This is a genomic window from Hyphobacterium sp. CCMP332 (genome assembly GCA_014323545.1).
In the GTDB taxonomy this organism is placed as follows: domain Bacteria; phylum Bacteroidota; class Bacteroidia; order Cytophagales; family CCMP332; genus CCMP332.
Map to the genome: position 1 here is coordinate 1,691,524 of CP058647.1, position 15,385 is coordinate 1,706,908.

Sequence of the window (15,385 nt, forward strand, 5' to 3'; positions counted from 1 at the left end):
ACGCATTATCTCTTTGTATTTCCGTGTATAGCAATCTATTATTTCAGCTAAAAACCATAGTTTTGCACTCCAAAATCGATTTTAATGATCAATTTAATTACCAAAGGACTTTCTAAAATTTTCGGAACCAAATCCGAAAGAGATATAAAGGAAATTCTTCCCCTTGTTGAAAAAATTAACGAGGAATATTCAAAACTGGATAAACTAAGTCACGATGAGCTAAGAGGCGAAACGGAAAAGTTAAGAAGCTATCTTGAAAAAGCGCTTTCCGGGATTGATAAACAGATTGAAGATCTTAAGCAAAAAGTCGCCGACAACCCCGACCTGGGCATTCATGAAAAAGAGGACATTTTTAATCAGGTAGATGGCCTGGAAGAAAAGCGTTTTGAAGCACTTGAAAAGGAACTTTTAGAAATTCTACCCAAAGCCTTTGCGATTGTCAAGGAAACGGCCAATCGATTTAAGTCCAACGAAACCATCAAGGTAAAAGCGAGTTTTTTTGATAAACAAATAGCCCAAAACAATGACTATGTTTCAGTAGAAGGTGATTATGCCCTATGGTCAAATTCGTGGGAAGCAGCCGGAAATAGAATCACCTGGGATATGCTCCATTACGATGTTCAGCTTATAGGAGGAATTGTATTGCATCAGGGAAAAATAGCTGAAATGGCTACCGGTGAAGGAAAAACGCTTGTTGCAACACTGCCGGCCTTTTTGAATGCCCTTTCAAAAAGAGGTGTTCACATTGTAACGGTAAACGACTATCTGGCGCGCAGGGATTCAGAATGGATGGGTCCGATTTTTGAATTTCACGGTATGAGCGTGGATTGTATCGATAAGCACGAACCTCATTCGGATGGAAGAAAAAAAGCATACAATTCTGACATCGCATACGGCACGAATAATGAATTTGGTTTTGATTATTTGCGCGATAATATGTCGAGGAACCCCGAAGATCTTGTGCAAAGAAAATTGCACTATGCAATGGTCGATGAGGTGGATTCGGTGCTTGTGGATGATGCAAGAACGCCTTTAATAATTTCCGGGCCGGTTCCTGAAAGCGAAGCAAAACACGAATTTCATGAACTAAAACCGAGGATTGCCAAGCTTGTAGATGCCCAGAGAAAGTTGGTAAGTGATTATCTCAATCAGGCTAAAAAGTCAATTAAGGAAAACAATGAAAAAGAAGGCGGATTGCCTCTTTTTCGTACCTACCGAGGTATGCCTAAATACAAGCCTCTGATAAAATTTCTCAGTGAAACAGGCATGCGTCAGATTCTTCAGAAAACGGAGAATTTCTATTTACAAGACAACTCAAAAATGATGCCTGAGGCTGATGAGCCTTTGTATTTCACCATTGATGAAAAAAACAATAATATCGAGCTTACTGAAAAAGGTATTGATTTAATAACCGGAGAAGGTGAAGACGCTTCATTTTTTATTCTTCCTGACATAGCCATAGAAATTGGAAATATCGAGAATGCAGATGACCTCGACCCTAAAGAAAAAGCCAAACAAAAAGAAAAACTGATCAAGGATTACGGTGAAAAAACCAAAAGAATTCACACCATCAATCAACTTCTGAAAGCCTATACCTTATTTGAGAAAGATGTTGAATACATCATACAGGAAAACAAAATCATGATCGTCGATGAACAGACCGGTCGTGTTATGGATGGCAGAAGGTATTCTGATGGATTGCATCAGGCCATTGAAGCTAAAGAGAATGTTAAAGTTGAGAAAGCCACCCAAACTTATGCAACTGTAACACTCCAGAATTATTTCAGGATGTACAACAAACTGTCGGGGATGACAGGTACTGCCGAAACAGAAGCCGGAGAATTTTGGGAAATCTACAAACTTGATGTGGTCGTAATACCAACCAATGTTCCAATTGTCCGTGACGACAGACAAGACAAGGTCTTCAAAACGGTTCGTGAAAAATACAATGCTGTAATTGATGAGATATCTGAATTGGCAGATGCCGGAAGACCGATACTGGTCGGTACCACATCGGTGGAAAATTCAGAAATAATTAGCCGAATGCTGAAGTTGAGAAACATCAAGCACCAGGTACTCAATGCAAAACAACATCAAAAAGAGGCTGAAGTTGTTGCTGAGGCAGGAAAACCATCGACTGTTACTATTGCCACCAATATGGCGGGTAGAGGTACAGATATTAAGCTGACTCCCGAATCAAAACAAGCAGGAGGTTTGGCCATAGTCGGTACAGAAAGGCATGAATCCAGAAGGGTTGACCGTCAGCTTAGGGGCCGGGCAGGTAGGCAGGGTGACCCAGGGTCTTCACAATTTTTTGTGAGTTTGGAAGATAATCTGATGCGACTCTTTGGTTCGGATAGAATTGCAAGAGTGATGGACCGACTGGGGCTTGAAGAGGGAGAGGTTATTCAACATTCAATGGTTTCCAGTAGCATTGAAAGAGCACAGAAAAAAGTTGAAGAAAATAATTTTGGAATTCGAAAAAGATTGCTCGAATACGATGATGTGATGAATTCTCAAAGAGAGGTGATTTATTCGAGAAGAAAAAATGCACTTTTTGGTGAAAGATTGGCCTTCGATATCATGAATATGATTTATGATATTTCCGAAGAATTAATTATTTCCTATGGTGGTTCCGAAAATTATGAAGGGTTTAAACTGGATTGTATTACGCTACTTTCCATCGATCCTTCTATAAGCGAGGATGAATTAAAAAAAGCAAATCTTCCGGAATTGACCGAGAAATTGTATGATCAGGCCTATTCGCATTATTTGGAAAAAAACAAACAAATTGCCGAGAAGACCTTCCCGGTAATTAAAGATGTTTTTGATACTAAAGGCGCTACCGTTGAAAATATAGTTGTTCCATTTACAGATGGAAATAAACAAATACAGGTTGTCAGTAATTTAAAGCAGGCCGTCAATACGAAAAATAAAGACCTTGTACTTTCGCTGGAGAAGTTTTCCACACTTGCTATAATTGATCAGGCCTGGAAGGAACATTTAAGAGAAATGGACGACCTGAAACAGTCTGTACAAGGGGCTGTCTATGAGCAAAAAGACCCATTGCTGATTTATAAGTTTGAAGCATTTGAATTATTCAAGGCATTCCTTTCGAGGATTAATAGAGAGATCTCTTCATTCCTTTTAAAAGCTGATTTGCCAAAAGAGAGCGCCCAGGATGTAAGAGAAGCAAGGGAGGTTCGCAGAAGACAAGAAAAATTAAATACAAAGAAAGAAGAGGCCGGTTCCCTTCTGTCCGGTGGTGGCGGCCAGGCGAATAGAACTCAGGCACCAAGCATTACTGCACCTGTGAAATCAAAAAAGGTTGCCGGAAGAAATGATCGTGTCACGGTTCAGTATGCCGATGGCAGTATTAAAAAAGATGTTAAGTTTAAAACCGTCGAACAAGACGTATTAAATAATAAATGCGTTTTACTGGAAAATTAAAATGAGCTTTTTTTCAAAGTGGATATTGGTAATTTTGATGCCTTTCTTGGCCTGCAAAAGTGTGCAGAGCCAGAAAAATCCACTGAGTCAAAGACAGTATATTAATTTCGATAGTTTACGGCCCACTTTCCCTGCTTTTCATTTGGATTCTATAATGGTCAGGGAAGACCATTTAAAAAAAGACTCTGTTTTTCTGGAAAATTCTGATTTTTTCATGAGCAATAATCGTTTTTCAGATAGTTTGCTTGTCTTAATGGATACCTTATCCAAACTCAACAAATCCGTCCCTTATTATGGTTATCGAATTGTTTTATACAATGGTTCAGATAGAAAAAAAGCCATTTTTGAAAGAGGAAAAGCCCTGAAAATTCTGGATGACAAAACGGAGGTATATATGAATTACCAAAGGCCTTACTTCAAAGTAAAGGTGGGCAATTATTATGATCGGATAACGGCATATTCAACCTATTTAAAACTAAAAGCCGCTATCCCAACAGCACTATTGGTTCCGGAAGTTATAGACTTGGATAAAATTCAATTTCATTAATGGATATTAAAAATGAAATATTAAAGCTGGCTGCAGAAAACAAACAAAGGGTCATTGAATTTAGACATTACCTTCACGCCCATCCGGAATTGTCTTTTCAAGAATACGATACAGCTAAATTTATTTCTAAAGTTTTAGAAAAATACGGCATTGAACATCAAACAGGTGTTGCGGATACAGGAATAGTCGCATACGTGCGTGGAAAAAATGCAGATAAAAGAACCATTGCCCTAAGAGCTGATATAGATGCCTTGCCAATCAAAGAAGAAAATGAGGTCCCCTATAAATCAAAAAATGAAGGTGTTATGCATGCTTGCGGCCATGATGTCCATTCTTCTTCGTTATTGGGAACGGCAATAATTTTAAATAACCTTAATGACCATTTTGAGGGAACAGTAAAAATGCTTTTTCAGCCCGGAGAGGAAAAAATACCGGGTGGTGCCACTTTAATGATCAAAGCCGGAGCTCTTGAAAGCCCAAAACCAAAAAGCATTCTTGGACAACATGTGATGCCTTACCTTCCTGTAGGAACAATAGGTTTCAGAGAGGGTATGTATATGGCCAGCGCTGATGAAATTTATATTACGATTATCGGTAAAGGAGGCCATGCAGCGATGCCTGAAAACCTTGTGGATCCTGTTGCCATTCAGGCGCAAATGATTACTGCATTGCAACAGGTGATTTCAAGAAATGCTCCACCTAAAATACCGAGTGTATTGTCTTTCGGCAAGATTGAAGCCAATGGAGCTACCAATGTTATTCCCAATGAAGTTTATATTGAAGGCACATTCAGAACTATGAATGAGGAGTGGCGAAATAAAGCGCATACACTCATTAAAAAAGTAGCTTCAGGAATTTGCGAAAGCTTTGGAGCCGAATGTAAAATTGAAGTGCGCAAAGGTTACCCTTATCTGGAAAATGAACCCGGACTGACCAAAAGAATGAAAGAAGCCGCTATTGAGCTTTTGGGAAAAGACAAAGTAGTGGATCTGGATATTTGGCTTGCCGGAGAGGATTTTGCTTTTTACTCTCAAATAATGGATGCCTGTTTTTATAGGCTCGGCGTAGCAAATGAAGCTAAGGGCATTACCTCAGGAGTCCATACACCCACCTTTAATATCGATGAGGATGCGCTTGAGATAGGTTCTGCATTGATGGCCTGGCTGGCGGTTAAAGAATTGGAATGCTAATTATTAGCCAAAAACTATCATTAAATAACATAGCAAGAGATTACATTAGTCGTTTAATATAGATTATTATTTAACAACTAACTTCTTTTTGTGTATTTCTTCAGAGTGCAATTTCAACTCTATAATGTAGACCCCAGACTTTAAATTTAGATTATTAGGATCGTTGCTTGAGTTTCGAACTTCTTTCGAATTTAAGTCCAAAATCCTCCAGTTTTTTACCTTTTCAGAAATCTTAATAGAATTTATCAGAGGGTTTGGAAAAACCAAAACTTCCTTATTGTTTAATTCTGAAATTGCACTGATATTGGATAATATTTCACCCACCCACATTGAATATTGCAATGCCGATGGATGAAGGCCATCATTGGCAACCAATTGCGGATTAACCAGCCCAAGTCGTGAAATGCTTGTTACATTGATGTACCGAACACCCAGGCTATCGCATACTGATTTTTTCACCAGATTGAAATCATCAATTTCCGAGCTTATTTGCGCTGAAGCTAGAGATGCCTGGCCAAAAGGTGTGTAGGCATAATCGGGTATGCTCAAAACCAATACATTATCAAATGATTGTTTTGCCTTTTCTTTGGCTTTACTTATCAAAATGATCAAGTCTCTTTTATAGTCAGAAATACTTGCTCTTTGAAATTGATTATTCACTCCTATACATAGGCTCACCAAATCAAAATCATTAGGAGGGTTTACATTTTGTATGTTTTGTATCAATTCAGTGGTTTTCCACCCCGTTTGTGCAATGTATGTGAGATTGCTATTTGATATTCCTCTGGAAGCCAATGAGTCTACAAATTGTAGTGGCCATCGCTGGGTGATTGAAACTGATTGCCCTATTGTATAAGAATCTCCAAGTGCTAAAAATTTATAATTGATAGGTAATTGATTTAACTGAGCAAAACTTATCCCATGAGTTATCAGAATAGTCAAAAAACTAAAAAAGAGATAACTTTTTGTTTTCTTTAGGTGTAATAATGTTTCGACCCGTGCTATTTTAATGTGTTTGAGTTTACCTGAATGAGCTGAGAAAATTTCCTTTTGATACATAACTATAAAATAAGTCTAACTGTTCTTTTACTATTATTTAGTTTCAAACATTGCTTTGCACAACAAGTTGAAAAAGAAAAAGACAGTCTTTTAAAGATAATATCTAATGCCGATAAGGCGCGTGCTTATGATGCTTTGATACACCTTTCGCAGATCTATGACTTCGAGAATTTTGACTCTTCGCTTCACTATGCTTTCTCGGCACTCAATTATGCAAAAGATATTAAGGACAGCAGCTCAGTGATTCTAGCCCATAGAAGTATTGGTGTAAGCTATAATGTTGGCGGTTTCTATGATCAGGCGCTGAGTCATTATGATACAGCATTATTTCTCCTTGAAAAAATTAATTCCATCCAAAATAAAGATTTTGAAAAAGCGCATCTCATGCACAACATAGGCATGATAAAGCAAGAATTACGAGATTATACTGAAGCAAAAAAGTTTCTGCATAACAGTCTTAGTTATTATAGAAACCTGGAAGATTCTTTAGAACTAATAACCTCTTTTTATGCCATTGGCTCTCTTTGCTGGGAGATTGGTGAATATGATAGTTCATTACTTTATTTAAACAGCGCATTTAAGTTAACGAAACAGACAAGTAATTACACCGATGATGGGCTGGTACTTATTCTGGCTGAAATAATACAGGTTTATATAATGAAAGGTGAAATAGAGAAAGCCAGATCTTTAATAGAACAAACTGAATTATTGTATCCGGATGAAAATTTATCTTTTTATTCAAAAGGGTACCTGTTTTTTGACAAAGCACTCATTTATGGAATTGAGAAAAAATATCAAAAGGCCTTTAGCGCTTTTGATTCTGCACTCTGGTATAGCGATCAAATTGGTCTTGCTGAAGAAGGGATAAATATTTTTATCGAGTACGTTAGAGTTGCTGAGAAAAGCGGAGACTTTGAAAAAGCATTTTTTGTTCAAAATGAATTGTTAAACAGAGAAAGGGAATGGTTTGATGATAAAAAAGTAAGTTATACTAAAGCAAAAGAGACTGAACTTGGTACCCGTGAGAAGGAACAAAAACTTGTTGAGCAAAAAGAAGAACTTTCAAGGAAAGAATTAATAATCCTCTGGATTTCAGTACTATCAGCTTCAGTATTAATGTTTTCTTTTATTCTTTTCAGAAATAATAAAGTTATTAGAAACAAAAATGAACGTATTGAAGCACTAATTCGTGAATTGCATCATCGTGTGAAGAATAACTTACAAGTGATTTCGAGCCTGTTGAGTTTGCAGTCCATGCGCTTAGATGAAGGAGAAGTAAAGGAGGCTGTGGAAGAAGGCCGTAGCAGAATTAAAGCTATGGCGATGATTCATCAAAACTTGTACCTTCAGGAAGATACAGCTGAAATAGATGCTGAGAAATATTTACGTGAACTATTGTTAAACCTGAGCGAAAGTTATGGGGTTGACCAGGGTGCCTTATCCATGAATATTAATAAATTAAAGCTGGACATTGATACAATATTGCCAGTTGGCCTAATCGTAAATGAATTGGTAAGTAATTCATTCAAATACGCTTTTCCGGAAACTGAAAAACCCAAATTGGAAGTCAATTTTGAAAATATTGGGAAGGAATTACGATTGATTATCAAGGACAATGGCAAAGGTTTGGACGCTCAAAAAAATAATGAAAATAGCACGGCATTTGGGATGTCACTGGTAAATTTACTTGTAAAACAATTACACGGAACTATGGAAGTTAACTCATTGAAGGGTTTAGAATATAATTTGCGTTTTAGTTATAAAAGCCTTTCTGCCTAATGGATCAGGTGGTAAAAGTTTTAATCGTTGAAGATGATTTCATAATTTCAGAAGAATTAAAGCAACGCTTGTTGGGTTTTGGCTATAAAGTTCTAGGGCCAGTGGACAATACGCAGGAAGCTGAAAATCTTATCCGCACTGAATCCCCTGATGTACTTTTACTCGATATTAATTTAAATGGTAAAGAAGACGGAATAAGTCTTGCCGAAAGAATATTGGCTTCTCATCAAGTTGCAATTATTTTTTTAACTGCACTTTCAGATGAAAAGACTTTGATTCGCGCAAAAAAAATTAAGCCTGCAGCTTATATAATTAAACCTTATGAAGAAAGGAATCTCGCAATAGCCATTGACGTCGCTTTTTCAAACCTCTCCGATCAAAAACTGGATAATGGTTATTTGATCAAAGATTCATTTTTTATAAAAGATGCCAACAGGTTCACAAAAATACGCTTAGTAGATATTTTGTTCATCGAAGCAAAAGGAAGTTATAGCATAATTACAACAGAGAATAAGAGCTATACCCTAACTATAAATTTAAAAAATCTCCTTTCCAAATTTTCCGGTTCTGCTTTGTATCGAATACACCGCTCTTACGTTGTTAATATCAAACAAATTGAAGCTTTCGATGGCCATCAGGTTATTATCGGCAAATACAAACTTCCTGTTGCAAACAGCTACAAAGAGGCTTTCTTTAAAAGGTTCAGATTTATTTAATCACTTACAAAAAAATTCCCTCCATTCACAAAAGACATTCTGTTATCTACAAAAGAAATTTTTTTTTGAACAGACATATCTAATTGTTTACACTCCATTTTAAATATTTTAAACTATGAATGCGAAAAGTATCTTATTAGTTATGATGACGTCTTTTTTCATCTTTTCATGTGGAGATGATAGCGAAGACAGCCCAGCAACACCGAATCCTGGCACACCAGCCGATGCAAATAAGTATTCGGGATCTGCATCTTATGGAGACCTTGTTACGTTTTCAATAGATCAGGTAAATCAGTCTTACGTGTTGGACAATGAAACAACAGGAGAAACCGAGTCGGGAAATTATGATGTTATGAGCCTTAACGGTTTGGAAGGTGTTTATAAAGTTAGTGCTGATGGAAGTAATTTCTTTGGTGTTGAATTAGACGACAAAATAGTTGTCGGAAACTTCCCTTCGGGAAATGCGCAAAACGATATTAGTTTTGGAGTCAGTTCTGAAATTGACAATTCAACAAGACTAAATGAAATCGCCGGCGATTATATATATATCCGACTGGGAAATGTAAATATTAACGGAAGTACTTCTTATAAAGAATATGGCGTTTTCTCTTTGACAGCTGATGGAAACATACACTTAATTGACCTGGCTTCAGGTGGAGATGGCAGTGATTCGCAAGTATTATCTGTTGAGGATTTAGCATCTGCCGGATTGGAATGGCCAATAGATGAAAGCATTTCAAATCTCGACGGTACCTGGTCCCTAAACGGTTCAAAAAGCGACAGGTTTGATATCTCATTAGATGGAAGTAATTATACCGGTTATGCTTATGCGGCAGGCACAACCACTGTTTTCCTTATGGATTTAGGAACAGGAAATGGCTTTGCTATAGGCTTCAAAGTAACCGAGCCTGGCAATACCACCGGTGATTACAAATACATTGATACATGGGCAGACGGAAGTAAGGGTGCCGGTAATTTCACGGTTAGCTCAGAAGGCAATATCGACTGGACTTATACAGAAGATGGTGCAGAGATAGAATCCGGTAGTTTTGGTCCTGTAGAACAAGTAGATCTATTGCCTAATGTTTTCTACTATTACGATTATGATGGTGAAAATGATATCTACCTGGTTGTGGCAGGTGATGCATATATGCACTTTATTTTTAATGATTTAGGAGAGCTGCAATCTTATGGCTGTGGTGCTCAGATTTAGAATCTAACTTGTTTTTATTGGTTATGTTAATAAAAAGGCAGTGATATTACTGCCTTTTTTTAATGCATCAGCTTTTATCCGTATCTTTGCCACTTAATTTTAGTCGGGGTCTGAGACTTTTGGCTTTTTAATAGTGAAAATTAAGCATAATGAGTAATATTTCAGCAGTTAGATTTTTAAAAGCAGAAAAGGGTGGGTTTTACGATGTATTAAAAGCTCGTGTTAACGATTATTTTGATTCTAATAATATTTCGCGTCATGCAAATGGTGCAATGATCTTTAAAACAGCATTGATATTAAGTGTTTTTTGGGGGTCTTATTTATTGCTTTTGAGCAATATGTTTTCTGTCTGGCAAATGCTGCTTTTAGCCATGTTAAATGGTTTTGCTGCAGCCTTAATTGGACTGAATATTGCGCATGATGCTATTCACGGTTCTTATTCATCAAAAAAATGGGTAAATAAAAGTCTGGCTGTAATATTTAATATCATTGGTGCAAATGATTATATGTGGAATATTTCACATAATATCGTTCACCACAGTTTTACCAATATTCCTGATCATGATGAGGACATTGAACAAATTCCTATTATCAGATTAAATCCCAAACAGGAACTATGGAAAATTCACAGGTATCAGCATATCTATACTTTTTTCCTTTATGCATTGACGTCTATTTCCTGGGTCTTCATTAAAGATTATAAGAAATTCTTTCAGGATAAAATAGGAAGTTATACAATGAAAAATCCTACTGTAGAATATATTAGACTTTTTGGGTTTAAAATTCTCTATTATATTCTTTTCCTGGCTGTGCCATTGCTCGTAATTGAATTGGCATGGTGGCAAATTTTAATTGGTTTTGTTATTCTCCACTTTGTGGAAGGGTTAACACTCGCTTTAATTTTCCAGTTGGCCCACGTGGTGGAAGGCACTCAATTTCCGGAACCCGATGAAAAAGGTAAAATCCAGGACGATTGGGCTGCGCATCAAATGAGGACAACTTCAGATTTTGCAACCGGATATCCAATTATTAACTTCTTGTTTGGGGGCCTCAATTTTCAGGTAGAGCATCATCTCTTCCCAAAAGTTTGTCATATACATTATACCAAACTCGCTCCAATTGTAAAGCAAACTGCAGAAGAATACGGCTTGCCATATCATTCCCATAAAACTTTCATAGGAGCAATAAAGTCTCATATGTTTATGCTTAAGCAGTTTGGAACTCAGAAAAACCTTAAGGTTGCATAGAAACTTATTCCTAAAGTTTTAGTTATCAAAGCATGGAAAAATTGGAAAGCGCCACACTTGGTGCAGGATGCTTCTGGTGCATTGAAGCTGTATTTCAAAATTTAAAAGGCGTTAAAAATGTTATCCCCGGTTATTCCGGAGGTCATATAAAAAATCCGGCATACAGGGAAGTTTGCACGGGAAGAACCGGTCATGCAGAAGTAGCACGAATTGAATTCGATGCTGAATCCATTTCTTTCAAAGAGATATTAGAAGTTTTTTGGCAAACGCATGATCCCACCACATTAAACAGACAAGGTGCCGATGTTGGTACGCAATACAGATCCGCAATATTTTATCATAACGATGATCAAAATAAGATTGCCAATCGCCTTAAAGCTGAACTTGACAAAAGCGGTGCTTTTAATGGCCCCATTGTAACAGAAATATCTCCACTTGATAATTTTTATGAAGCCGAAGAATATCATAAAAATTACTTCAATAATAATTCTGAGCAGCCTTATTGCAATTTGGTGATCAAACCAAAGCTCGATAAATTCAAAAAGGTTTTTGCTGATAAGCTGGCTCAAGCAAATTAGAAAACAGTTTCGGAAATTTTTTTTTGACTGAAAATATCTACTTTTATTAGATGTTTAAGCTCTTCAAAAAAAGGTCTAAGAAATTAAGCTCGCTTGAGGATTTAAATGGTGAACCATTAAAAGATGGCTCAAAAGTCAAATCCCTTAGATACGAACTCGATGTTTGCACACTGGTCAGGGAAGGAGAAGATTGGCTTTATGTATCCGAAAAATCGGGCCAAAAAGTTAGTTATATAAAAATGATAGATGCCTCAACAAAAAGACAAAAAGTTCTTTTGATATGAGATTTATTAATAAACTGGCTTTTATCATTGGATTTTTTCTCTTTCATGCAATAATTGTAAATGCTCAGGATACTTTTTCTATTGTTGCCGTGGACTCGGCAAATTCTGAAGTTGGAAGTGCTGGAGCTTCCTGTGTTGATTTAACATCATTTCCCCAATATTCAACTGATTTTTTAGCTGAGCTTTTACCCGGTTTAGCGGCTATCAACACTCAGGCTTTTTATTTGGAAAACAACCAAATCAATGCTCGCAATCAGCTACTATTAGGAAATTCGCCTGCTTCGGCTATTCAATGGTTACAAAACAACGATGACCAATCCAATCCGGAAATAAGACAATACGGTATTGCAGCACTTATTAACGGTTCCCCCGAAACGGCGGCTTTTACAGGTTCACAAACTAATGCCTATACCGGACATCGATTGGGAAAAAATTACGCAATACAAGGAAATATACTATTGGGCCCCGAAATTCTCGATTCTATGGAATCCCGCTTCCTGCGGGCCAAAGGCGATTTAAAATGCAAATTAATGTATGCTATGCAGGGAGCGAATGTCATTGGTGCTGATTCCAGATGTGCGGCAAACGGAACATCTTCTCTTTTCGCTTTTCTGAAAGTTGCACAGGCCAGCGATACATTTGGAAATCCTTCATTTTTAATTTCGGTTCAGACCCAAAACGGATCCGCTATTGAACCGATTGACTCACTTCAAAAACTCTTTGATAATGCGATTACTGCAAATTGCGATAGTTTTCCTAGCCCTCTCAGGTCTTTTGAGAATGGTAATTCTATCGATATCTTGCCTAACCCGGTTAAAGATCAGCTTTTAATTAAAAATATTGAGCTTGAAGTCGACTTTAAAATCTACAATATGTTAGGAACACTGATCAAGAAAGGTAAAACTGAAAACAATACTATTGATGTCCGTAGGCTAAAACGCGGTGCGTATATGTTAATTATACCGGAAATTGAATATCCAATTCACAAGCATTTTATTAAATACTAAATTGGAATTACACATTCAATGCAATGCAATACAAATTCAAACTAAAATCAATAATAGGAATGCAAAGTACGGTCCTTGGGCTTATTTTGACCCTCTCAGCTATTTATCTAGCAATAAAATCATTCTTCATTCCGGCAGTCTTTTTTGCATTGATCTCAATTCCATTTTTCTTATTGAAGAAATACATTCTGTTTGCGCCCATTGAAAAATTCACTTTGACCTATTACAATTTTCTCGGAATACCTCTTGGCTTCAAAAAAAAATATGACGAAGTAAAAGGAATAAAAATCACCAGGGTCATCAGCACACAGAGGGTTAATTCCAGGGTCAATTTTGCCGATATAAAAGAAACCGGATATGCTGCTTTTTTATTTGTTGATAATAGTAGAATCATGTTAAAATTTGATCAGGATAAAAAAAATTTAGCAGAAGAAATGGAATCTATATCTAAAAATCATTCGATCCCTTTAAAAATCTCATAATCGATGAAAATTATCATTTGGGTCTTAATTATCTCTTTTTTCATCCGAGGATAATGGCCCAGAATGGAAAAATATACAGTGTTAAAATTGTCTGTAGCATTGCGGGGCAAACAGAAGAACCTATTTATTTCTATGAAAACAATTGGAAAGTCTTCAGGGAAAAAGCAATAGAACTGAACTACATCAGTGTTTATAAATTGCTGATTAGTGAAAAAGACAGTAGCAATAATATTGAAATCCTCCTTTAACGGAATATGAGAATTTATCTCAGTTCAATGAATAAGAAAAGATTTTTGTAGCGATCATTGACTCTTTCCATAGGAAGGGGCCTGATTTAATGAATCACTTAAAACCAAATGAATTTCGAAAACGCATTTACAGCAATGATCTAAGCCGTATTGAATGACAAATATATAAATGGACTTATGCTTATAATTTCATATTATTATACTTCATTAAAACAATAATAAAACATGAAAAAATTAATGCTTGCATTGGCTGTTATAATGGCCGCATTTACATTTGGCGAAGCCCAAACCGAATACAAGGTTGTTACCATTGTTGAATCAATTGTTCCAGGTGGCTTGGGTAGATCAAGATTAATTGAAAGTAAAACGGCTTTGAATATCGATGATTTCACAACCGAAAGAACAGACGGCAAAAAAAGTGGCATGGGAAATGTTAAAAGAGGTGATGCTAAAATTGATCAGTTTACAGAAGCAAAACTTTTAAATTTTTACAGTGTTGTTGGTATCAATTTTCAAAACATAGCTTCAAATGATGCGCTGATGACTTCAAAAATCAATGCTTTGGTGGCCGAAGGATGGGAATTGGTGTTTGTGACCAGTGCCGCAGAAAGCGATGCCGGAAAACAAGATGGCGATGGAATCTATATTACACGATTAATTTTTAAGAAATAATCTAAAATTCATTTGAAAAATAAGCCCTGTTGATAAATCAACAGGGTTTTTTATGCATTTAATTTAATTCTAAATGGATTTTAGCCCTGATAACCACTATTTTATCGATTGAACAATTTATCCTTTATTGAATAAATACGGTAAACAGGCCATTTATCTCTGCCATTTAAACATTAGAATAATTCATGAATTTACTTTTTATTAGCCTTTCTGCCCTGTATTGATAAAATATTGTCTATTTTTACCATGATCGGTAATTTGACTCCACAGAAATATTTTCTACAAGGCTCTTTACTTATTCAAAATTTTACATATATAATCCTATTATTACGTCTTCAATAAATATTTATATAATAATTTTCAAATGAACATTTTCGTAGCTCAGCTGGATTATGCTATCCAGGAATCAAAATTACAGGACCTTTTCGAACAATTCGGTGAAGTGAGTTCTGTAAAAATAATTATGGATAAATTCACAGGCCGTTCCAAGGGTTTTGGATTTATCGAAATGCCTGATGACTCTGAAGCGCAAGCGGCCATTAATGAATTAAATGGTAAAGAGGTAGAAGGCAGAGCAATTGTAGTAAAAAAAGCAAATCCACGTGAAGGTGGAGGAGGCAGATATTAATATAATCATTCATACTGAAACAGTATAAACCGGGCTAAATGTCCGGTTTTCATTTCATTTGAATATCTATTTTCACACTCCATTGAATCAAGGGAGATTCTAATTTAATTGTATTCAGTAAAGACAAGGATTAGGTCAAATCTCTATTGATTAGGCCATCAAATACTTTTTAATACAACATCTCAATTAGCGTTTGCTTAGCTCCTCAAATTCCTAAGGAGTAACAAATTTTTCGATTTCAATTCAGTTCTTAAATCAGAAATCTCAATTTTTTTTTTGATACTT

At 36.2% G+C, this 15,385-nt stretch carries 15 protein-coding genes; 14 read left to right on the forward strand and 1 reads right to left on the reverse strand.

From position 1 onward, the window contains the following. Positions 1-84 precede the first annotated feature (84 nt). Genes secA through HZR84_07465 form a run of 3 tightly spaced genes read left to right on the forward strand, consistent with a single transcriptional unit; the run spans position 85 to position 5,187 of the window. On the forward strand, positions 85-3,450 hold the full coding sequence (gene secA / locus HZR84_07455) for a preprotein translocase subunit SecA (protein QNL21777.1): 3,366 nt from the start codon (positions 85-87) through the stop codon (positions 3,448-3,450). Between the two features lies 1 nt (position 3,451). Then, positions 3,452-3,997 (forward strand): hypothetical protein, encoded by a 546-nt coding sequence (locus tag HZR84_07460; GenBank protein ID QNL21778.1) that lies wholly within the window; start codon positions 3,452-3,454, stop codon positions 3,995-3,997. Next, positions 3,997-5,187, forward strand: a complete 1,191-nt coding sequence (locus HZR84_07465; protein QNL21779.1) for an amidohydrolase — start codon at positions 3,997-3,999, stop codon at positions 5,185-5,187. Before HZR84_07460 ends, HZR84_07465 begins: the two co-directional genes overlap by 1 nt. A 66-nt stretch (positions 5,188-5,253) precedes the next feature. Here the strand turns inward: HZR84_07465 and HZR84_07470 are convergent, their stop codons facing one another. Continuing rightward, positions 5,254-6,246 (reverse strand): T9SS type A sorting domain-containing protein, encoded by a 993-nt coding sequence (locus tag HZR84_07470; GenBank protein ID QNL21780.1) that lies wholly within the window; start codon positions 6,244-6,246, stop codon positions 5,254-5,256. Between HZR84_07470 and HZR84_07475 the strand changes: the two genes are divergently transcribed. The 11 genes from HZR84_07475 to HZR84_07525 all read left to right on the forward strand — a co-directional run bounded on the left by HZR84_07475 (position 6,238) and on the right by HZR84_07525 (position 15,100). Further along, positions 6,238-8,025: a tetratricopeptide repeat protein gene (locus HZR84_07475; protein QNL21781.1), complete on the forward strand. Its 1,788-nt coding sequence runs from the start codon at positions 6,238-6,240 to the stop codon at positions 8,023-8,025. The genes HZR84_07470 and HZR84_07475 overlap by 9 nt on opposite strands. Before the next feature lie 8 nt (positions 8,026-8,033). Then, the gene (locus tag HZR84_07480) at positions 8,034-8,741 is read left to right on the forward strand and encodes a response regulator (protein ID QNL21782.1); all 708 of its coding nucleotides are present in this window, start codon (positions 8,034-8,036) and stop codon (positions 8,739-8,741) included. A gap of 115 nt (positions 8,742-8,856) precedes the next feature. Next, a complete protein-coding gene (locus tag HZR84_07485) occupies positions 8,857-9,954 on the forward strand; it encodes a hypothetical protein (GenBank protein ID QNL21783.1) in 1,098 nt (365 codons plus the stop codon). A gap of 149 nt (positions 9,955-10,103) precedes the next feature. Further along, on the forward strand, positions 10,104-11,201 hold the full coding sequence (locus tag HZR84_07490) for an acyl-CoA desaturase (protein ID QNL21784.1): 1,098 nt from the start codon (positions 10,104-10,106) through the stop codon (positions 11,199-11,201). A 32-nt stretch (positions 11,202-11,233) separates the two neighbouring features. After that, positions 11,234-11,779: a peptide-methionine (S)-S-oxide reductase MsrA gene (msrA, locus tag HZR84_07495; GenBank protein QNL21785.1), complete on the forward strand. Its 546-nt coding sequence runs from the start codon at positions 11,234-11,236 to the stop codon at positions 11,777-11,779. 50 nt (positions 11,780-11,829) lie between these two features. Then, on the forward strand, positions 11,830-12,063 hold the full coding sequence (locus tag HZR84_07500) for a hypothetical protein (GenBank protein ID QNL21786.1): 234 nt from the start codon (positions 11,830-11,832) through the stop codon (positions 12,061-12,063). Next, the gene (locus HZR84_07505) at positions 12,060-13,070 is read left to right on the forward strand and encodes a DUF1028 domain-containing protein (GenBank protein QNL21787.1); all 1,011 of its coding nucleotides are present in this window, start codon (positions 12,060-12,062) and stop codon (positions 13,068-13,070) included. Before HZR84_07500 ends, HZR84_07505 begins: the two co-directional genes overlap by 4 nt. A gap of 23 nt (positions 13,071-13,093) precedes the next feature. Further along, positions 13,094-13,552, forward strand: coding sequence for a hypothetical protein (locus HZR84_07510; protein ID QNL21788.1), 459 nt, complete (start codon positions 13,094-13,096; stop codon positions 13,550-13,552). A 17-nt stretch (positions 13,553-13,569) separates the two neighbouring features. Then, positions 13,570-13,800 (forward strand): hypothetical protein, encoded by a 231-nt coding sequence (locus HZR84_07515; protein ID QNL21789.1) that lies wholly within the window; start codon positions 13,570-13,572, stop codon positions 13,798-13,800. 225 nt (positions 13,801-14,025) lie between these two features. After that, positions 14,026-14,472: a hypothetical protein gene (locus tag HZR84_07520; protein ID QNL21790.1), complete on the forward strand. Its 447-nt coding sequence runs from the start codon at positions 14,026-14,028 to the stop codon at positions 14,470-14,472. A gap of 364 nt (positions 14,473-14,836) precedes the next feature. After that, complete coding sequence (locus HZR84_07525) at positions 14,837-15,100, forward strand: RNA-binding protein (protein ID QNL21791.1); 264 nt, start codon at positions 14,837-14,839, stop codon at positions 15,098-15,100. Positions 15,101-15,385 lie beyond the last annotated feature (285 nt).